This window comes from Microcoleus sp. LAD1_D3 (genome assembly GCF_036702135.1).
Lineage (GTDB): Bacteria > Cyanobacteriota > Cyanobacteriia > Cyanobacteriales > Microcoleaceae > Microcoleus.
Genome location: NZ_JAUBSB010000006.1, coordinates 109,288 through 128,723, shown reverse-complemented (window position 1 = coordinate 128,723; position 19,436 = coordinate 109,288). Strand labels below are relative to the sequence as shown.

At 45.9% G+C, this 19,436-nt stretch carries 17 protein-coding genes; 7 read left to right on the top strand and 10 right to left on the bottom strand.

Annotated features, from left to right (window positions below):
• Nucleotides 1–2 precede the first annotated feature (2 nt).
• From QUA74_RS05470 to QUA74_RS05450, 5 genes are all read right to left on the bottom strand, one after another.
• Nucleotides 3–1,061 (bottom strand): potassium channel protein, encoded by a 1,059-nt coding sequence (locus QUA74_RS05470; RefSeq protein ID WP_333325872.1) that lies wholly within the window; start codon nucleotides 1,059–1,061, stop codon nucleotides 3–5.
• Between the two features lie 141 nt (nucleotides 1,062–1,202).
• The gene (locus QUA74_RS05465) at nucleotides 1,203–4,022 is read right to left on the bottom strand and encodes an AAA-like domain-containing protein (protein WP_333325870.1); all 2,820 of its coding nucleotides are present in this window, start codon (nucleotides 4,020–4,022) and stop codon (nucleotides 1,203–1,205) included.
• Between the two features lie 19 nt (nucleotides 4,023–4,041).
• Nucleotides 4,042–4,563: a type IV pilin-like G/H family protein gene (locus QUA74_RS05460; RefSeq protein WP_333325867.1), complete on the bottom strand. Its 522-nt coding sequence runs from the start codon at nucleotides 4,561–4,563 to the stop codon at nucleotides 4,042–4,044.
• Nucleotides 4,564–4,679: 116 nt separating this feature from the next.
• Entirely contained in the window at nucleotides 4,680–5,240 is a 561-nt protein-coding gene (locus tag QUA74_RS05455) for an SPFH domain-containing protein (RefSeq protein WP_333325865.1), read from the bottom strand.
• A gap of 61 nt (nucleotides 5,241–5,301) precedes the next feature.
• The gene (locus tag QUA74_RS05450; protein WP_333325862.1) at nucleotides 5,302–5,847 is read right to left on the bottom strand and encodes an NfeD family protein; all 546 of its coding nucleotides are present in this window, start codon (nucleotides 5,845–5,847) and stop codon (nucleotides 5,302–5,304) included.
• Between the two features lie 175 nt (nucleotides 5,848–6,022).
• Here QUA74_RS05450 and QUA74_RS05445 point away from each other — a divergent pair, with 175 nt between their 5' ends.
• Together QUA74_RS05445 and QUA74_RS05440 are read left to right on the top strand one after the other, a co-directional pair.
• Nucleotides 6,023–7,840, top strand: a complete 1,818-nt coding sequence (locus QUA74_RS05445; protein ID WP_333325860.1) for an AAA-like domain-containing protein — start codon at nucleotides 6,023–6,025, stop codon at nucleotides 7,838–7,840.
• 380 nt (nucleotides 7,841–8,220) lie between these two features.
• On the top strand, nucleotides 8,221–9,321 hold the full coding sequence (locus tag QUA74_RS05440; protein WP_333325857.1) for an iron-containing redox enzyme family protein: 1,101 nt from the start codon (nucleotides 8,221–8,223) through the stop codon (nucleotides 9,319–9,321).
• Between the two features lie 173 nt (nucleotides 9,322–9,494).
• On the opposite strand, the gene QUA74_RS05435 is transcribed toward QUA74_RS05440, so the two are convergent.
• Entirely contained in the window at nucleotides 9,495–10,214 is a 720-nt protein-coding gene (locus tag QUA74_RS05435; protein ID WP_333325855.1) for an SAM-dependent methyltransferase, read from the bottom strand.
• A gap of 250 nt (nucleotides 10,215–10,464) precedes the next feature.
• Between QUA74_RS05435 and QUA74_RS05430 the strand changes: the two genes are divergently transcribed.
• Complete coding sequence (locus tag QUA74_RS05430) at nucleotides 10,465–11,097, top strand: hypothetical protein (RefSeq protein ID WP_333325852.1); 633 nt, start codon at nucleotides 10,465–10,467, stop codon at nucleotides 11,095–11,097.
• A 219-nt stretch (nucleotides 11,098–11,316) separates the two neighbouring features.
• Here the strand turns inward: QUA74_RS05430 and QUA74_RS05425 are convergent, their stop codons facing one another.
• A complete protein-coding gene (locus tag QUA74_RS05425; protein WP_190662935.1) occupies nucleotides 11,317–11,559 on the bottom strand; it encodes a ChaB family protein in 243 nt (80 codons plus the stop codon).
• Nucleotides 11,560–12,720: 1,161 nt separating this feature from the next.
• Between QUA74_RS05425 and QUA74_RS05420 the strand changes: the two genes are divergently transcribed.
• Both QUA74_RS05420 and QUA74_RS05415 read left to right on the top strand, forming a co-directional pair.
• Nucleotides 12,721–13,389: a hypothetical protein gene (locus tag QUA74_RS05420; protein ID WP_333325850.1), complete on the top strand. Its 669-nt coding sequence runs from the start codon at nucleotides 12,721–12,723 to the stop codon at nucleotides 13,387–13,389.
• A gap of 68 nt (nucleotides 13,390–13,457) precedes the next feature.
• Nucleotides 13,458–14,249 carry a DUF4142 domain-containing protein gene (locus QUA74_RS05415; protein WP_333325847.1) on the top strand — a complete coding sequence of 264 codons (792 nt, stop codon included), beginning with the start codon at nucleotides 13,458–13,460 and terminating at the stop codon, nucleotides 14,247–14,249.
• Nucleotides 14,250–14,711: 462 nt separating this feature from the next.
• Here the strand turns inward: QUA74_RS05415 and QUA74_RS05410 are convergent, their stop codons facing one another.
• On the bottom strand, nucleotides 14,712–15,080 hold the full coding sequence (locus QUA74_RS05410; RefSeq protein WP_190742964.1) for a Lin0512 family protein: 369 nt from the start codon (nucleotides 15,078–15,080) through the stop codon (nucleotides 14,712–14,714).
• Between the two features lie 286 nt (nucleotides 15,081–15,366).
• Here QUA74_RS05410 and QUA74_RS05405 point away from each other — a divergent pair, with 286 nt between their 5' ends.
• Nucleotides 15,367–16,281, top strand: coding sequence for a branched-chain amino acid transaminase (locus QUA74_RS05405; protein WP_333325845.1), 915 nt, complete (start codon nucleotides 15,367–15,369; stop codon nucleotides 16,279–16,281).
• A 190-nt stretch (nucleotides 16,282–16,471) separates the two neighbouring features.
• On the opposite strand, the gene fghA is transcribed toward QUA74_RS05405, so the two are convergent.
• Both fghA and QUA74_RS05395 read right to left on the bottom strand, forming a co-directional pair.
• Nucleotides 16,472–17,326, bottom strand: coding sequence for an S-formylglutathione hydrolase (fghA, locus tag QUA74_RS05400; protein WP_333325842.1), 855 nt, complete (start codon nucleotides 17,324–17,326; stop codon nucleotides 16,472–16,474).
• 176 nt (nucleotides 17,327–17,502) lie between these two features.
• Entirely contained in the window at nucleotides 17,503–18,612 is a 1,110-nt protein-coding gene (locus QUA74_RS05395) for an S-(hydroxymethyl)glutathione dehydrogenase/class III alcohol dehydrogenase (RefSeq protein ID WP_333325839.1), read from the bottom strand.
• A gap of 78 nt (nucleotides 18,613–18,690) precedes the next feature.
• Here QUA74_RS05395 and QUA74_RS05390 point away from each other — a divergent pair, with 78 nt between their 5' ends.
• Complete coding sequence (locus QUA74_RS05390) at nucleotides 18,691–19,374, top strand: SDR family oxidoreductase (RefSeq protein WP_333325837.1); 684 nt, start codon at nucleotides 18,691–18,693, stop codon at nucleotides 19,372–19,374.
• Nucleotides 19,375–19,436 lie beyond the last annotated feature (62 nt).

Here is a 19,436-nt window from a genome sequence, read left to right as displayed (position 1 = left end):
TTCTACTTGGGAGGTCGGGGGAGGCGAAAACTCAGGGGACTGAGGATTTGATTGAGAGTTCGCAGTTGTTCGGCAGTGCCCAAACAAATCAGCATATCTCCTCCTTCGATCACAGTTTCTCCGGTAGGCCCGACAATCAAAGTCCCGCCAGCGCGCCGCACCGCTAAAACCAAGGCCCCGGATTGCGATCGCAACTTGGCATTTCTCAAAGTTTGCCCGACGTAGACACAAGTATTGGGATCGATCAAATATTCCTCCATGTAAAAAGAACTATCCGTGCCCGTCAAAACACCGTCTAAAAAATCCATAACTTGAGGCCGCAAAGCAGCCGCCGCCATCCGCTTTCCCCCGGTAATGTAGGGGGATACGACGGCATCGGCGCCGCCGCGCTGCAACTTCTTTACGGCTTCTTCGGTGGTGGCGCGGGCGATCGCCCGTACCTTCGGATTCAGAGTTTTGGCTGACATGACAGTGTATAAATTCTCGGCATCCGAAGGCAAAGCTGCTACTATGCAAATTGCGCGATCGATCCCCACACTCACCAAAGTTTCGTCCAGAGTCGCGTCTCCTTGGACAGCCGTGTACCCCAGCGCCAAAGCTGCCTCAACCGACTGCACGGCCGAATCTATCACCACAAAAGAGATATATTCGGCCTGAAATTCCAAGGCAATTTGGCGGCCAGTACGCCCAAAACCGCAGAGAATGTAATGCCCGATCAAAGAATCTACCAATCGCCGCTGCTGCCTAATTCTTGCTCCTTCTTGAAAATATCCTTCAATCAGCGCTTCTGTAAAGCGGTTGACGATGAAACCAATCACAATCACGCCCATCAAAATCAGGCATATGGTAAACATTCGCCCGCGTCGGCCGAGGGGCTGAAGTTCACCGTAGCCCACAGTTGCTAGGGTAAATACTGTCATGTAAGCGGCATCTAGCAAAGACCATTTTTCCACGAGGCAATACCAGAGAGTACCTGTGCATAAAATGCCACCAAGGGCGATGACTCCGTTTCTTAAGTCTTTTTGCAGGCGCTGGTACTTTTGTTCTAGAGTTGAATACACCGATCGGGCTGACCTATTACCTGTTAGCTGCTACCAAATTTAACCATATCAGCCTTAGACGCTGGGGGGGGTCAAAAAGTCTGTTTCTGCCTAGATACTTTGCTGCCAAACTCAACATTTTGATTTTTAACCCGGTTTTTTTTACCTGAGTTCTGAGTGAGTTTCAATCCCGTCGCAGAGATGGCGATTGTTTTGATTTGCGATCGGATTTGTCGGAAAATAATTGCGGGCGACATTGCAGCCCTGCACCAGCAAATCGTCAAGATTAAGATTCCACAGCATCACCGTACCGTCAGCACTAGCACTAGCGATCGCTTTGCCGTCGGGACTAAAACTCGCACTCCAAACAGCATCCTTGTTATTTTTTAAAGTTTGGAGCAATGTACCGTCAATGTTCCACAGCCTCACCATTTTGTCTGTGCTTGCAGATAGCAACATTTGACTGTCGGGACTAAAGCTGATATTTGTCAATCCACTTGTATGCTTTAAAATACTTAGCGGTGTGCCGTCTTTGCTCCAAATTCTCGCAGTTCCCCCAGCACTTGCGGTCGCCAGCCTTGCTCCGTCTGGACTGAAAGTTACACTCATAATTTTATCACTTTCCATCTGTAAAGTTCGGAGCAATTTGATATCGGTACTTGCTTCGATTGACTGTTTTTTTTGTATTTTTTCCAAAACCTTTCTCAAACTCCAAAGTTTAACAGTGCCATCAGTACCAGCCGCAGCAATTATCTGACCATCTGGGCTAAAACTAGCGCTATTTATCCAACCTCGCTCCACTTTAAAACTTGACAATTCTTCACCGTTTATTTTCCATAGTTTAACTGTTCCATCGGCACTTGATGAAGCAATGATTTTACCATCGGGACTCAAAGAGACGCTTGTTATTTGACCGCTGTGTCCTTTTAAATCATGAATCAATTCGCCATTTATTTGCCAAATTTTGAGAGTTTGATCGTCGCTTGCCGAGACAAGCATCTGACCGCTAGGATGAAAAATTGCACTTCTAATTTTATCAGTATGCCCTGTCAATGTTGCTTGGAAAGTTCCATTAGTTTGCCAAAGTTTGATATAATTATCATCGGTAGCAGTCACAATCGTTTGACTGTCGGGACTGAAACTGGCGAAAGCGAGGGTACTTGCTTGGCTCTGGAAGTGGCGGCGTTCCCGAAAGTGGTAAACTGCCTGTTCGAGGGCGATCGCCACTCGCATCTGAATATCTGAACTCACTCCGAGCGATCCTTTCATTTCTGTAACAGCTCTGATGCTTTCTAGCAAAGCTTCCTCTTTTTTATCGGCGGCAAATAGCGTTTCTGATAGCAAAGTGAGAGTGAGAATTTTGTTGTTTCTTTCCTCAATTGATGGTTTTATCCAAAAAGCAAAAATTAATATTGAAATCAGTAATGCTGAACTTACCGTGAAAACTTGTACTTTCAGTCGTTCTTCGCGCCAGAGTTTAAGTTGAGTAGCTTTTCTAAGTTTTTGCTCTAGGGTTAGTTGTTCTAATAACTGGTTTTCCCGACGCAATAGTTCTATTTCTGCTTGAGTTTGCTGTTCGCGATCGCGCAATTTTGCAAATTCTGCCTCTTGACTAGTGGCTAAAAACTGATAATCTTGGGTACTCAAGCTTTTTCCAGCCGCCCATGCTCGCGCATCTTGCAATGCTTGACCGCGCAACAAGCGAGATTCGTCTTGACAATTTGTAGCTATCCATGCTGTTAGGGATTCGGCATAGGGGCGCAAGTCGCCGAGTGCTTTTTCTACCCAGTTTTGGCTGAATATAGCTGCGTAAATGCGGTTGGATACGGTTAATTTTCCGGCTCGTTTTACTACTAATCCGCTCAGCCGCAATTCTGTTTGTTCGGGAGTATCATCCGCCCCGATTCCCCCTGTCCCCCTTAACAAGGGGGGTTCTGGCACTTCCTCGCCCGTTTTTAAGTAGGTTTGGGGGCGATCAAAGGGTTGCAATATTTTTTGATATAATCCTAATAACCTACTGGCATGGTGCTGATTTCTAAGAAGGCGATCGCGAATTGTTTTGATGTGTACTGGTTCATCGGACGATTCCCAATTATCAATAATATGAGATTGCACTATCTCGCTAATTAATAATTGATTTTTAGTGAAAATTTCAGTTTGGCTTTCCTCATTTGAGTCTGATATAATAGACGCCGAAGCTAAGCTTTTTACATGGTGCAGAATCAGCTTGCAAAGCTTTTGAGTCAGAAATGGCTGCCCTCCAGTCCAGTCCAAAATCTCTTTTAAAACCTCTTGAGGATTGTCTACTTTTCCCTCAAACCCTTTTGCTAAAGGCAGAGCTTCCTGTAATTGAAAACCGTGCAATTCAATAGCTAAACCGATATTAAATGGCGTGCGAGTTGCATCGCTAATTAAATCCGATGGCGTAGCTACTCCCAGCAATGCAAATGTAATGCGCTGGTATTCTGAATTGTGAGCGCGTTTATTGTAGCAACATCTAATCAATGCAAAGAAATCATCTAGCGGTTCTTGGAAACTCAGAACGCTATCAATTTCATCAATAAAAATGACAAGAGGTTGAGGAAGTTTTGCCAGCAGCAACTCTTCAATTAACTCTCCTAAGCGCTGCACCGGCGACATCAACTCTCTCTCCCGCCACCAAGTCATAAACTCGACTGGGTTAAACAGGTTGAAACTGCACAATAGCTTGTAAGCGACGCCGCCGTACCACTTATCTAGAGAGACTTGCTGGTTGCCAATGTCCGAAAGGTCGATCGTAGCACAGGCAATGCCATCAGCCGAGAGCTTTTGTACAGTTCGCACCAGCAAGCTGGATTTGCCCATTTGTCGGGAATTGAGCACGTAACAAAACTCTCCGGCTTTGAGGGCTTGATAAAGTTCAGAGTCAGCTTGTCGCACTACATAAGTAGGTGCATTTTGCGGGAGACTGCCTCCGATTTGATATTGGTAATCGACTGTCATTATCTTGCCTATACTTAGATTATTTGGTCACTTGTGTCGTGCCTTTACCACAAGCAATTTTACCATTTTCAGAGATGGGTTCCGCTGGTTTAATTGTCCCGGCAAAATCAGCTTCGCACAATATGGACGTTGTAGTTCTTTCCTCTTTAGCAGCATTTGGATCAAAGTTTTTAGCAGGCACCAGAAAAACACCACCGACATAGCTTTTAAGGTCTTTTTGGTTTGAGACGGCATAATTAAATGCTGCTTTCTTAGTGGTACCAATTGAATAGTTGAAATGTGTTGTCTCTGTTTTAATGCCAAGTCCTAAAGCATCAACAGAAGTAGCAAAAGCACTTTTTTCTATAAATAGGGATTCCTGTGCGCGGTTCATTGAACCAACATACTGTCTCGGTTCCATTGTCCTAGCATTACAACATTTTTCACCCAGAAATGATGGCATAGCGATCGCCCCAATTGCTACAATGCCCATTAAAAGCAATAAGCATCCGCAACCGTTATAAGCTGAATTGCTAATATTTGATTCTTGATATTTAGTCATGGTCTTGTCTCCTTAAATGGTATATACAAGGCGAATTAAAGTCGGCGAGGCAGAGGCTCTGGATGTGCGTTACCAGGCTCTGCCTGGTAACGAGGAAAAGGAGCGAATACTAATCTCTAAGCTCGCAGCTTTTGTACTTCTTTCCGGTCAATGGATGTCGGCTGAACCACTTTACTGCCGATCGCAAAATCGCGCAATTCCACTCTCGTAAACTTCACACCCCAAGGATCTGTCGTTGTATCCAACTCCTCGACTAAAGCATTATTGATTTCATTGCGAGCCGTGTAAAGTTCCTCCAGAGATAATGTCGCAATGTGAGTCCGAATTGAAAGAATCAGCATATTTAACATCGCTTCCTTGAGATTCTGCACCTTGTAGGAAGCTTTTTCTAAGTCAATAATTCGCCAGTAAACAATAAATTCAACGGTGATGGCAAGGCGATCGCGCGTCGTGCATTGTTGCGGTGGCAGGTTTAAAATTTGCTCGCGCAGAGTTTGTTTATAGGCGACTGTTTCGACGAAGGGAATCAAAAAAGTCAAACCAGGTTCGAGTTTCTTGCGATCGTACTTCCCGAAAATTTCAACTAAGGCCTCATCTCCTTGACGGACGATTTTGACGCTGCTGGCTAAGGATACTCCGGTGATTGCAAACAATACCGTCAACAAATACTGATACATAGTGAATCTCCTGGTAATTTTAAGCTGTGAACTAAAGATGAATTGAGATTGCTGCCAAGGTTTAGCTGTTGATGTGAATTAATCTGTCAGGTACAACAATCAGCGTGTTTCCTTCGCGGCGCAAAACGTAAACTTTTTGTCTGGGTGCGATCGCCCCTTGGGAATCTTCGTTGCGAGCTTTCCACGAAGCCCCTTCATAAATCACCATTCCGGTTTCTCCGGGGAAAATTTCGGAGATTGTTGTCGCTTCGGTTGCTTCGGGAATGACAAACTTTTTGCGAACAATAAAAATTGGTCGAATCCAGATGCTCAGCGCGAGGGCTATCCCCATCCAGTAGAAAATTTGCCAGTCAAAATCTTCATACATTATGTTCGCCCAACTAAAGTGAAATGCTACAGATCCTCTCCACAAAATAAAGGATTCAATTAAAGCGGAAGCTCCCATCATTAGCAGGTAAAATCTGTATTTTTGGGGCTGAGTTTTGATGATTAATAGCTCCATCGCACTAAGCACAACTCCCAGCAGTAACCAGAATAGGGGCGGGGTGAAGGCGAAACCTGGTTGATTAGTGGCTGAGGCCAGCGACCAAATTAGGATAGAATACACAATGCTTTTACCTCGTTTTGATGGGATTCAACCTTGTTATTTCTAATCTAATCAGGTGGCTATTTGAGTTGGCGACTGAGTTATTTGAAAATTCATCGACTTTTCATCGACTTTTCATCGACTTTAGGGACGGTTGGCATTTATGATGGTTTCAGTGTCTTGATTGTTATAAGCAATGCCACGATCGCTAAGGGTGCGCGAAGAGTGCATTCGTGCAGTTAAATCCTGTCTCCTGAGAAATGGCTTTCCCAGTCAAAAAATTTTGGCTGAGGATTTAGGCATGGCGCAATCTACTGTCAGCCATTTTCTGAATGGCAAACCTGTGGATTATGCCAATTTCATCGAAATTTGTCGCGGATTGGGGCAGGAATGGCGCGATATAGCCGATTTTGAGGCGAATTCAGAGCCAGAGGAGGTAGTGCTGGTGAGGGCAAAAGTGGCGATCGTCTTCGAGGGCTTTCCTTCGGATCGCTTCGCTAACGCCAACGCTCGTTGGCGAAGCCCTCGAAGACGATCGACCTCACACAACACTCTTTCTCAGCAGTTACACCAAGCTTTGAGTGCGGGAGGCCACGAAGTCTTTTTTATTAACAGCAGCAGCGACTCAGCCTCATATCTAAAGCGTTGCGATTATTTGCTGTTGCTGATTTCCGAAGAATCGGCCGCTAGCGAAATGGTATTGGAACAAGTGCAGCTAGCCAAAGAATTGCACAATTTAACTGGTCATAAACCAGCAATTTTACCGATTTGCGTTGAATTAAATACACCGCTTTCTTTTGATTTACTGAGCTATTTAGCAGGAATTCAGCCTTGGCTGTGGGGCGGTGTTGGCGACTCATTTAAGTTATTATCCCAAATTTTAACCATTATCAAAGAAGGTCGCACATCGTTAACTGCCGACCATGAATTGGCTGTAGAATGGAAAGTAATTACTAGCACCAAACAGTCAATAATTCAACCCCTGCCAGCAGCGCCGCCTGAATTGCCGGGAGGACAAGTTGAAATAGCTTCTCGTTTTTATATCGATCGCCCTCCGATCGAATCCCGGTGTTACGAGACGATCGCCCAAGCGGGAGCGCTGATCCGCATTAAAGCGCCCAGACAAATGGGCAAAACTTCCTTGATGGCGAGGATTTTGCATCATGCAGAACAGCAAGGTTCTCGCACAGTAGCGCTGAGTTTTCAGCTAGCCAATAGAAAAATATTTGCTAACTCAGATACATTTTTGCAGTGGTTTTGTGCTAGCATCGGTCAAGAGTTAGGAATGCTGGAGCAGTTGCCCAAGTGTTGGGAATTAGCCGATTTGATTGGCAGCAATCAGTGCTGCAAAGCTTATTTTGAACAGTATTTGCTGTCAGAATCCTCAAGACCTCTGACGTTAGGGTTGGATGAGAGCGATCGCCTGTTTGAATCGCCGGAAATTGCGGACGACTTCTTTGGGTTATTGCGAGCTTTGCACGAAGAAGCAAAACGGCGAGATATTTGGAAAAAGTTTCGTTTGATTGTGGTGCATTCGACGGAAGTTTATATCCCGCTGGACGTGAATAAATCGCCGTTTAATGTGGGGTTGCCGATTGATTTGCCTGAGTTTAACTCCCAGCAAGTGCAAGACTTAGCAGCGCGACACGAACTAAGTTGGAGTGCTACAGAAGTTGCAGAATTGATGGCGTTAGTGGGAGGACATCCCTATTTAGTGCGGCTGGCAATGTATCGCATTGCCCGTCAAGATGTGACTTTAAATCAATTGCTGAACTCGGCAAAAACCGAGGCAGGAATTTACAGCGACCATTTGCGGAGGCATTTGTGGAATTTAGAAAAATATCCAGAATTAATCGAGGCGATGAGAGAGATTTATAGTGCGCCAAAACCAGTGAAATCGAGGCTAGAATTGGCTTTTAAATTAAATAGTATGGGGTTGGTGAAGCAGGAGGGCAATTATTGCAGTGCGAGATGCAATTTGTATGAGGAGTATTTTCGCGATCGCCTAGGTTGATAGTCAGAGGTTGTACCAGTCTCAAGAACGGGTTCTCCGGCCCGTTCGACAAGAAAATTTAGTTTTTCAAGAATGGGCAAGATGCCTGTTTCACAAGAAAATTTAGTTTTTGTGGGACGGGCCGGAGAGCCCGTTTCTAAACAGGTGATTGAGAAGGAAGTCTGATATAAGTTAATACCACTCTCCATAAACGTTGTTACCTTTACTCACAAGTTGAAAAGGGTATGAGACGGTAGCGGTCAAATCTCTATCAATGGAAGGGTGTATGCGGCTGACTGGTTCGCTATCGTGAAATTAAGTAGCCATAATCCTCAGCAATCTGCAACGGTTGGCTGTTTTGGCAGGCAGCACAATAATTAGAGTTAGCATAACTTGATTCCATGCAAAACACGATAGAGATACTTCCTTCTTCAGACTCGCGGACTCTTTCCAAAAAGCAACCCGTACTCCCAAATTATGAAGCAGCCGATCGGCAATTTGTCAATTTGCTAGAAGTCGAGGATTTAGACAAGACGGTGGCGACAAAACCGTTACTTGTCAGCGATTTTGAAAGCGCGATCGCCTATGCAATTCAAGCGGCTTACCAACAGGAACCGGGCGATGAGGCCGCTCACCGCTTCTTGCAGCGCGTGCTTTATCGCATTAACCGCCTCAACTTGTTTTGGTACGACGATTTGCGCCGCTACAATAACGAACGATCGCACTATTTGCGTTCCGTGCGCGATCGCATTGAGGAACCTTGGCAGCAGTGGGAAATCGCACAAATCGACGTTGCAGCGCTGCAAAAATTGCCGGATGTCAAGCAAGCGCTGCGCGATCGCGCCGCCGCCGATGTCGATCCTCCGCTAACTGAGCTCGATCGCTACCAGCGGGAACAGATGACTGAAGAGGGATACAAACACCTGCTGGCGATCGCCTCTTTCGACGGTTTAGTGGAAGCCAGCCGCCTTTCTCGCATCCTCGGCGGCGCCGGCAACGAAATTCAGTGCACCCTTACGCGAGTGCTGATCGAAGAATACGGCGGCGGTCGCCTTCCCCGCAAGCACTCGACCTTTTTTGCCCAAATGCTGGCAGAATTCGGGATGAGTACGGAACCGGAAGCGTACTTCGATTTAGTGCCTTGGGAAGTGCTCGCAGGCATTAATCACAACTTCCTGCTGACGGAACGCAAGCGCCATTTTCTGCGCTACAACGGCGGACTAACTTATTTTGAGGTGGCGGGGCCCGTCGCTTACCGCAATTATCTAGCCGCCGCCCAGCGTCTGGGTCTCTCGCACGCTGCGATGGGTTATTGGGAACTGCACATCAAAGAAGACGAACGTCACGGCCGCTGGATGTTGGATGAAGTGGCTATGCCGCTGGTGGATAGATACCCGCAGGAGGCTTGGGAGCTGGTGTTGGGGTACGATCAGGAGAAGTCGATCGGCGATCGGGCTGGGGCGGCTGTAGTGCGATCGATCCAAGCGGCAGAACGGAATTAACGGCTATATAGTAGGGTGCCTCAATCTCTGATGCACCCTATATCTTGCACCGTTCTCAATAAGCCTTTGAGGAACAGGCAAGATGCCTGTTCCACAAGAAATACACTCTTTGTGGAACAGGCATCTTGCCTGTTGCTGACAATGGTGCAACATCCCAGAGGCACCGCTGTATTTTAAAATGCTGTCATTAACTGAATTAGCTCGATCGACAAATCTCTTTGCGACTTTTCTTGCTTCTTAAACAAAACTCCAGCCAGCAGATAGATATTTTCCGAATAAAAAGCCATGCCCTCTTCTCGGAGACGGGCGATCGCGCTTTTCACCTTCGGTTCCGAACTATAATACCCAAAACTTAAAGGTGCAATCTCAAAATTCGCCACCGAGTAGCCTCGATCCAAGGCATAATCGATCAAACCCACCGGATTAGAATAGCTAGAAACCATCAGCAAAACTTCGTTGCAGTCCAGAGATAAAAGTTTTTTAGCAATTGTACAACCATCACTTCCCCCGTGCAACAACGGCTGGTAAATCTTATCATCCACCGCCGGCAAGTAAGGCGGATTTGAGATTACACAATCCGCCGACTCGTATAAAGGCGAATCAAAAAAAGAGCAATTGTTGACGGTGTACTGTTCGCTCAGTTCATATTCTTTAATTTGAGAATGAGCAATTTTCCACGCTACTTTATTTAGCTCAAATCCCTGTATTCTCCCGTCAAACTCTGTTCTCAGCAAAGACTTAATAACTGGACTTCCCTCTCCTGAACCAAACTCTACGATCAGTCGAGAATTATCGCTGGCATTTAATACTAAACTTTCCAAGCAGTGCGCGTAAAAATCCGATTCTTCCGGGCAGTGGAATACCTGTTTCAGAGGATGGGATGAAGTGAGCATAAATTCTGTAACAAAGTTGACTATTTTTAAAGTACCCAATCCGTAATATTGCAGCCATCTATCCCAAGAGCTATTTTATGAAATTGTGATATCTCTCTTCCTATTTTACCTGCTGCGAGCGACTAACTATTACTGCCGACATATAAGAAAATCAATGCAATTAATCCGATTGATAGATTGCAATTAGAGCGATTGCTGTTGAAATAGTATGTAAGCAACTAATTGTTTGTGAATTTTAATAGTGTCAGATATGACCTTTTTTAATTATTCAGTGCCGCCTCTGCGCCGCAAACAGCTTAACATTGACGTTCAGGATGTAGAAGGGCTTTGGCAGGTTCAGTTTCCCCTTGGTCAAGAGAGATTTTATTCAACATTTTATACTTGTCTCGATCGAGCTTGCCTGCTGTGGAGCTTGCTGTTAATACCCATGTTCGGCACTGCACAATTTTTATCTGTGAGTTGGATGCTGCAAGCAGGTTTGTGGTCAGCCCTCAGCCTCGTAGGTACAGCAGCAATGGTAAGCATGACATACTCTTGGGTCAAAATAGAACGCCTGATTTGGGTGCTTTACGGTTGGGTAATCCTCATGTTATTAGGATTGCTGCTGACCGATTTAGCCATTTTTTATAGTTGGGAAAAAGTGTTGGCAAATCTCTGTCCCCTGTGGTTAGGAATGAGCGGAATTGGGTATTTTGGGACTGGATGGGCAGTGCGATCGCGCGCGCTCTTAGCAGCAAGTTTATTTCACCTGTTGGGAATTTTGATTTTGCCTTACACCGACGGTTGGTCTTTCCTATTTACGGGAGTCCTAATGGTATTTAGCTTGCTCGTTTTAGCCGAATTACAATGGGATATGCGCCAGCCTATTAACAGGCTGCATTAATTTCTGGATCACCGCGATGCCAACACCTATCAATGTAAAGCATTAATCACAAGTGATGAATACATTGCTAATGACTGATGATATCATGACCGCTAGAATAACTTTACTCACATTGGTTGGTAGTGAGGACTTCACTCATCATAAAATCAGGAATGAAGTCCTGACTACACACCGGATAACGGTTATTTTAGCGGACACGATAGAAGTGAGGGCTTATGACTAATTGCCACCAGACTGTACAGATTTGCGGGTTTGGTTAGTATCGTCACCCTTGTGATGCCACGTGCCACCTTCGCCTTGAACGTATTCAGATTTTACGCTGTTCCAAGCAACGCTGGTAGCACCATCGGCGCTCATTCCATCTTCACTAGCGCTCTTAAAAGCCGCCTGAAAAATTTGTTTCGCCCCTTGGGGGAGTTCTTGTGCTTCTGAAGGTAAGGTATCAAATTGTTGTTCTGGCATAATGACCTCTAATTATTAAACATAAATTTAATCTTATATACTAGAAGCCACTACTTTCCTCTCTCTAAAAGCAAGTTTTAGACCGCATTTTTATCATTCTGAGGACAGATGTAATATTAAATTTATTCTGATCCGAGAAGGCAATGGGCTTGGCGTTGCTGGTTGGGCAGAATTTGGGTAATTTCCTCGCTCCAACAGCAATTAATCTGATTTCGGCTTTTGAACTTGCGAACTTAGAAAAAGCGCTTAACATTAGATAGCGACTTCGGGCAAGAATTCGATGCAGCATAGTTGATGTCTGCTGGGGAAATCTGTGAGGGAATAAGCGCTCTCTGGCATAGTCTTGGCTTTAGGATATAGGATATCAGGGTTTAGCCGATCGCACTCACAAGCAATTCTGACGAGTGCGCTGTCGCTGGTTAATTTAATGTCGCGCGGGTTCGACTCGGATAGCCCTGAGTTCGCCTTCCTGTTTTACGCCAGTCAAAGCCCAGTCAAACGCCTTGCTGTTGAGGGTTTGCAGGCGCTTTTGCGACTCGGAAAGGTCGATCGGGCGTTTTGAGATAATTTAGTTTCCTAGGAAAGTTTGAGCGGTATTCTGTCAGTGCCCAAATTGCCAGCAGCAAGTTAAGGAAAAATAGCGCTCAAAAAAATTTTAAACCAACTCATCTGGCGGAGCGCTAACCCAAAATTGACGGTGATAAAATCAAGAATTTCTGCCTCAAAGCACCAGCAGCCGGGGAAATTTTATGGGAAGATCAGCGCGCTTGTCTCAGAAACCCGGTTGATGCGTATATGTCTCGTTATTCAACCCCAAATTTTTCAGTTCAACCCGGTTTCTATCCCCCGCGCGTAAGTTTTGATTTAGCTAGTAGGCCGCCCCATCAAATATCATCCATCACCTGAAATAAAACGCCATTTTACCAAATATTCCTAAAGATGAATGGCGAACTTGAATGATACGTAATAGCTTATAAACTATTAAGGCTGCGGTGTAATTGACCAGGGAAAAATAATCCAGGGAAGGGGACTAAATTTGCTCCCTTACTTTCATTATCCCGCAGCAAATGTTAGAAAAGCTGCACGTTACGCTGTCAATTTGACCCTGCGGTTTTGGCATCACAAGCGATCGCAGGACTCTACGTAAAAGCAAGAATTACCATGAAATCTTCTAAATTGTTGAAAGTTGTTTTAGCAAGCGCTTGTACTTTAGGTTTAGCAACGGTTTCCTTAGCAGTGCCTGCTTCTGCCCAGTCAGGCGGCGGTGCTGGAGGGGGTCCTGGAGGCGGTACGGGCACAACTGGTACAGGCACAACTGGTACAGGCACAACTGGTACAGGCACAACTGGTACAGGCACAACTGGTACGGGCACAACTGGTACAGGCACCGACACAACTGGTACGGGCACCGACACAACTGGTACGGGCACAACTGGTACAACCGATACAACTGGCACGGGCACAACCGATACGACAGGCACGGGTACAACCGGCACAACCGGTACGAGTGGCACGGGCACAACCGGTACAACGGGTACGACAGGCACGGGTACAACGGGTACAACGGGTACAACAGGCACGGGTACAACGGGTACAACGGGTACAACAGGCACGGGTACAACGGGTACAACGGGTACAACGGGTACGAGTGGCACGGGTACAACCGGTACAACGGGTACGAGTGGTACCACATCCACGCCGGCTGATACTAATTCTGGAGTTTTGAGTGCTCGGCGCGATAGCCCCAACAATTTCGGGTGGCTAGGTGCATTGGGCGCGTTTGGTTTGCTCAACTTGTTTCGGAAAAACAGCACACCCTCCCATCGCTAGTTTCGGGCGATTCCCTACGGGATAGCTTCGCTTCACGTAATTTTGAAAACTTAGAGGCCTAGAAATTCATGACTTCACTCAATCGCAAAAATTTGTTCAAAAAATTAGTAACAGTTGCCGGAATTGCCGGCGTTAGTTCCTTGATAGCTGTGCCGGGATTTGCAGAATTAAACCGCCAGAGTCACGGCTTCAACCAGTCGGGCGATCGGGTTTTTGAGCTTGCTGATAATGCTACCGACGATGCTACTACTCCCAACACTCCCAATACCCCCACCAACAACACTCCCGGCCGTTCTCCCAACACTCCAAATACCCCCACCAACAACACTCCCGGCCGTTCTCCAAATACCCCCATCAACAACAATCCCAGCCGTTCTCCCAACACTCCCACAGGTGGCGAAACTTCACCTAATTCTCTCAGCAGCCAAGACAGAAACTTTGTCATGCAAGCAGGTCAAATTGGTATGCTGGAAGTGGAGCTCGGCAGATTGGCAGTGCAGCGCGGTTCTAGTGCGGGCGTGAAACAATACGGGCAAGAAATGGTTGAGGAACACACTCGGGCAAATCAAGAATTGATGCAGTTAGTAATGCAAAAGCAGGTTGAATTGCCAACCGACATGAGTACCCAGAACACAGCTTTGATGGATCGACTTTCCGGACTATCCGGTACAAGTTTTGACACCGCTTACAAGCAGGCTATGATCGAGAGCCACACTCAGGCTATTGCTCTGTTTCAGGCTCAATCTCAACAGGGACAAGATCCCGACTTGAAGGCGTGGGCCACCCAGAAGTTGCCGAACCTTCAGGCGCACTTGCAAATGGTTAACCAAATGTTGGCAGATACCAGCCAGCCCCAATAGGAGGTAGAGGAGGTAGAGTCTGATCGGGTTTTATGCGATCGGACTCTACCTTTTGTGATCGGAGAGGGAACAGTAATAAATTCTTTTAAACCCTATAATTTTTGAGAACAATGGAAGATTTTCTCCGCAACTTGTTGGGCAGCAATATTACCGTGACGTGGCTGTTATTAATCGTAGGGTTTTGCTGGATTGCTTACATACCCGGTCGCCTGAGGAATTAAAAATTCTCACTTAAAAGTTAAAAATTAAGTAGGTAGGCGCCAATAAATCTTAGCGTTGAACAGACTAAGTTATAGCGTGCCTCAGAGCCTCAGATTTTCTAGGATATTTCAGGCCATTTCTCATGACGCACCCTACAACTTAGTCTAAATTAATCATTTTTTAACAGACAGGCGTTCGATCGCCCGATCGCCCAAACAAGCAACTGCGATCGGGCGATTTATCCCAACAACACCCAATTAATTAGTCCTCAGTTTCGACAAAAACACTCACAGCCGCCACAGCGATTAGCATTTCATCATTTTTATCATTCAGAGAGGCGATCGCCCTTCCTGGCACAATCATGCCTCCTTGCTCCACAATCAGAGTTTTGCTGCCAAAAGGGAGCACCGCCAACACCTCCTGTTCCCGCACTTGTTCCGGGTAAGGAACAGCCACCTTAACCTCAACAATCATCTGATTGGGGTCGCTCAAACCCGCCACTTCCCAGACGCCTAGGAGAGCATTATGGGCGATCGCATTCCGTACAGCCCTTGCACAGGCTACAGTCGGTTCCTGCCCGTGCTGGTCTATACCCATCCCCATTTCAATGATGAAACATTTACGTGCCATAGTTGCCCCTTGGTTGATTTTTGTTTGTAGTTGATCGCACTTTTTCCCAAAACAATTATCAACCCAAATGACCGCATTTTATATTATTTTATCGCTCCCTCGAATCACACAATACTCATCTCATTTAATAAAAGAAAGGTAACTTTAGACCACCTCCAAACTTATATCTAATCAGTCATTGTAAATCTAAAATCTAAAATCTAAAATCTAAAATGGTATAACTTATGGTAATATAACCAAATTCAGCTTTCCTCCCGGACTGCAAAACTCATCTCCAGCTTGAATCATGGATAGTTTTCTACCAATTGCCTACTTTCAAAACCAATTTCTCCCATTTACCGACGCCAAAATTTCCATAGCCACCCACGCACTGCACTACGGAACCGGAGTTTTAGGCGGGTTGCGGGGAATTCCAGACCCCCAAAATGCCGATCGAATCTTGCTATTTAGATTAGACCGCCACTGTCAAAGATTAAGTCAAAGTGCCAGCTTCCTCCACTGCGATTTGCCAGCCGACAAAATTCAACAGATAATAATTGATTTTGTCCAGAAAAACCAGCCCACAAAATCATTTTATATCCGCCCTTTTATCTACACATCCAGTTTAGGAATTGCCCCCCGACTGCACAACGTAGAAACCGACTTTTTTGTCTACGGATTAGAACTTTCAGATTATTTGCCCAAAGAAGGAGTCAACTGTAGAATTAGCTCTTGGTATCGCCAAGAAGACCGCAGTTTGCCCTTAAGAGGTAAAATTAGCGGCGCCTACATCACCTCAGCTTTAGCCAAAACAGAAGCAGTAGAATCCGGCTTCGACGAAGCAATTATGATGAACACTCAGGGAAAAGTCAGCGAAGCTTCAGGAATGAACATATTTGTCGCCAGAAACGGTAAATTAGTTACTCCCGGTTTCGAGCAAGATATTCTCGAAGGAATTACCAGAGACAGCGTAATCACAATCGCCAGAGACTTAGGAATTGAAGTCATAGAAAGACCCCTTGACAAATCAGAACTGTTTATTGCAGACGAGATTTTCCTCTGCGGAACCGCCGCGAAGATTACGCCAATTAACCGAGTAGAAAACTATCATTTGCCCAAAAACAGACCCATCACCGAAAAGATTTTGGATAAACTTACGGGTATTATAGAAAATCGCGACAGCAATTATAAAGAATGGGTTTTTCCGATTAATCTTAATTAACCGAAAATACCTGTGCTCCTAGAAGCGATCTCACTCGTTACCAGGCAGAGCCTGGTAAAGCAGATCAGGAGGCTCTGCCTCTACATTTCATGGCAGCCCTTCGAGCCAGAGCCTCTGGATATCGGTTCCCAGGCAGAGCCTAAGAACCAGTTGTTGTGGAGCAGGCATCTTGCCTGCTTCCTGCTAGGAACTAGCCGCACAAAACAGCCGCATGATGCCGAATGTGATCTTCCATAAAACTCGCTATAAAATAATAGCTATGATCGTAACCTCCCTGCATCCTTAAAGTTAGTGGCTGTCCCGCTTTTGCACAAGCCTCCGCTAACACTTCCGGCAACAACTGCCCGTCAGTAAGAAACGAATCAGCAGTGCCGCAGTCAATCAGAATTGGACGGTTGTATTGCGCTGCAACCACCAATTCGCTAGCATCCCAAGCCCTCCAAATCTCTTTGTCGCTGCCGAGGTAGTTTGCAAAAGCTTTGTGTCCCCAAGGGCAGCGCATTGGCGCGGAAATAGGCGCAAAAGCGGAAACTGAAAGATAACGAGATCCATTTTTCAAAGCGCAAATTAAAGCCCCGTGTCCGCCCATCGAATGGCCGAAAATTCCCTGTTTTTCCGGTATCGCTGGAAAATTTTTGGCGATTAAATTCGGTAATTCATCAACCACATAACTGTACATTCGATAGTGAGCATTCCAAGGTGCGGCTGTCGCATCAACATAAAAACCCGCACCACTTCCTAAATCCCAATCGTCATCTTCCCCAGGAATACCAGTATTGCGCGGGCTAGTGTCGGGCGCAACCAGCATTAACCCGTATTTTGCCGCAAATTTTTGCGCCCCCGCTTTTGCCATAACGTTCTCTTCCGTGCAGGTTAAACCTGATAGAAAATACAAAACGGGTACGGGTTGAGATAAAGCTTGGGGGGGCTGGTAAACAGCGAATTTCATCTCGCTGTTGCAGCTTGAGGATTGATGGCTGTAAAATCCGAGTTGGCCACCGAAGCTTTTATGTTCTTTGTGCAGTTTTAGGGATTCTGATATCATATTAATTTTATTTCAGTTGGGAATTAGAAGTTTTTTATTAACCGCAGAGAGCGCAGAGGACGCAGAGGAAGAGAGAAGAAAGAAGTTATTTAGGGTGCTGCCGTACACCTTACAGCTATAAGTAGCGCGTAAAACCACTTTTTCCCTAAGTCCTACCTTCCTTCTTCCTTCACAACTCAAAAAGTCAAAACTGTACGAATTACTTCGCCTTTGTGCATTAAATCAAAAGCTTCGTTAATTTGCTCGATCGGCATTAGCCGAGATACCAAACTATCAATATCAATTTTCCCGTCCATGTACCAATCAACTATCTTAGGAACATCTGTTCTGCCTTTTGCGCCGCCAAAAGCCGTCCCTTTCCAAACCCTACCAGTTACTAGCTGAAACGGGCGGGTGCTAATTTCTTGACCGGCTCCCGCTACCCCGACAATTACGCTCACGCCCCAACCTTTGTGGCAACATTCTAAAGCTTGGCGCATCACATTAATGTTGCCGATACATTCAAAACTGTAATCAGCTCCGCCTTTGGTTAAATCTACTAAATAAGGCACTAAATCGCCTTCTACTTCGCGGGGATTGACGAAGTGAGTCATGCCGAATTTTTCTGCCATCTCTCGCTTGTCGGGATTCATGTCTACGCCGACAATCATGTTAGCTCCCACCATGCGAGCCGCTTGAATGACATTCAAACCCACGCCGCCTAAACCGAAAACTACCACATTAGAACCAGGCTCTACTTTCGCAGTATTAATGACAGCGCCGATGCCTGTTGTGACGCCGCAGCCGATCAAACAAACTTTATCAAAAGGAGCATCTTCGCGAATTTTTGCTACCGCAATTTCTGGCAATACTGTATAATTAGCGAAGGTAGAAGTTCCCATGTAATGGTAAAGTTTCTGCCCGTCTATGGAAAACCTGCTCGTGCCGTCGGGCATGACTCCCTGGCCTTGAGTCACGCGAATTGCTTGACAGAGATTCGTTTTGCCACTCAAACAATATTCGCAGTTGCGACATTCGGGAGTGTAGAGAGGAATTACTCGATCGCCCACTTTGACACTCGTGACTCCCGCCCCAACTTCTGCGACAATTCCGGCTCCCTCGTGGCCTAAGATAGCAGGAAACAAACCTTCAGGATCGGCGCCGGAAAGAGTGTAAGCGTCAGTGTGACACACACCCGTGGCTTTAATTTCCACCAACACCTCTCCAGCCCGCGGCCCATCCAGATCAACAGTTTCAATACTCAAAGGTTTGCCGGCACTGCGAGCAACTGCTGCTTTTACTTTCATGCTTTCTCCCTGCGATCGATTTGTCAATTTGCCCGTCAATATGTATTGTATTACTTAATGTCAAACATCAGCAAATTTATGACAAAATTAATTGTAATTACCGGAGCCAGTCGCGGTCTCGGTCTTGCCATGACCGAAAAGTTTATTGAATTGGGACATACAGTTGTGGGATGCGCCCGTTCTTCCGAAGCGGTGGAAAAACTCAACCAAAAATATAGTGCGCCCCATCATTTTACTTGTTTGGATGTCGCCAAGGACGATCGAGTAAAAGCATGGGCAACAGAAATGTTGGCAAAAAAGCAGCCGCCTGATTTGCTCATTAACAATGCAGGTTTAGTCAACAATCCCGCGCCGCTTTGGTTAGTCAGCAGCGAAGAATTTTCCCAGCTAATAGATGTTAATATTAAAGGTACTGCTAATGTAATTCGCCATTTTGTCCCGGCAATGATTGCTCAAAAAAGCGGCATAATTGTCAACTTTAGTTCTGGTTGGGGAAGGTCAACTTCGCCGGAAGTCGCGCCCTATTGCGCTTCCAAGTGGGCAATAGAAGGACTTACGCGATCGCTCGCCCAAGAATTGCCCGCAGGTATGGCGGCGGTTCCTTTGAATCCGGGGATAATTCACACGGATATGCTGGAAACTTGCTTCGGAGAAGATGCGGCAAGTTACACGTCAATCAAAGCGTGGGTGCAAAAAGCAGTTCCTTTTTTACTGAAATTGAAACCTTCAGATAACGGCGTGCCGATGACTGTTCCGGGATAATATAGCAACCCTTGCAAGAAGATTGGCAGACATCTCCCTTTTCTTCTCCTCTGGGCCCTCTG

Bases quoted from the DNA above. Each gene is read 5' to 3' on its own strand.
- QUA74_RS05465 (WP_333325870.1), bottom strand. From the start codon at position 4,022: ATGACAGTCGATTACCAATATCAAATCGGAGGCAGTCTCCCGCAAAAT.
- QUA74_RS05460 (WP_333325867.1), bottom strand. From the start codon at position 4,563: ATGACTAAATATCAAGAATCAAATATTAGCAATTCAGCTTATAACGGT.
- QUA74_RS05455 (WP_333325865.1), bottom strand. From the start codon at position 5,240: ATGTATCAGTATTTGTTGACGGTATTGTTTGCAATCACCGGAGTATCC.
- QUA74_RS05445 (WP_333325860.1), top strand. From the start codon at position 6,023: ATGCCACGATCGCTAAGGGTGCGCGAAGAGTGCATTCGTGCAGTTAAA.
- QUA74_RS05440 (WP_333325857.1), top strand. From the start codon at position 8,221: ATGCAAAACACGATAGAGATACTTCCTTCTTCAGACTCGCGGACTCTT.
- QUA74_RS05435 (WP_333325855.1), bottom strand. From the start codon at position 10,214: ATGCTCACTTCATCCCATCCTCTGAAACAGGTATTCCACTGCCCGGAA.
- QUA74_RS05430 (WP_333325852.1), top strand. From the start codon at position 10,465: ATGACCTTTTTTAATTATTCAGTGCCGCCTCTGCGCCGCAAACAGCTT.
- QUA74_RS05425 (WP_190662935.1), bottom strand. From the start codon at position 11,559: ATGCCAGAACAACAATTTGATACCTTACCTTCAGAAGCACAAGAACTC.
- QUA74_RS05420 (WP_333325850.1), top strand. From the start codon at position 12,721: ATGAAATCTTCTAAATTGTTGAAAGTTGTTTTAGCAAGCGCTTGTACT.
- QUA74_RS05415 (WP_333325847.1), top strand. From the start codon at position 13,458: ATGACTTCACTCAATCGCAAAAATTTGTTCAAAAAATTAGTAACAGTT.
- QUA74_RS05410 (WP_190742964.1), bottom strand. From the start codon at position 15,080: ATGGCACGTAAATGTTTCATCATTGAAATGGGGATGGGTATAGACCAG.
- QUA74_RS05405 (WP_333325845.1), top strand. From the start codon at position 15,367: ATGGATAGTTTTCTACCAATTGCCTACTTTCAAAACCAATTTCTCCCA.
- fghA (WP_333325842.1), bottom strand. From the start codon at position 17,326: ATGATATCAGAATCCCTAAAACTGCACAAAGAACATAAAAGCTTCGGT.
- QUA74_RS05395 (WP_333325839.1), bottom strand. From the start codon at position 18,612: ATGAAAGTAAAAGCAGCAGTTGCTCGCAGTGCCGGCAAACCTTTGAGT.
- QUA74_RS05390 (WP_333325837.1), top strand. From the start codon at position 18,691: ATGACAAAATTAATTGTAATTACCGGAGCCAGTCGCGGTCTCGGTCTT.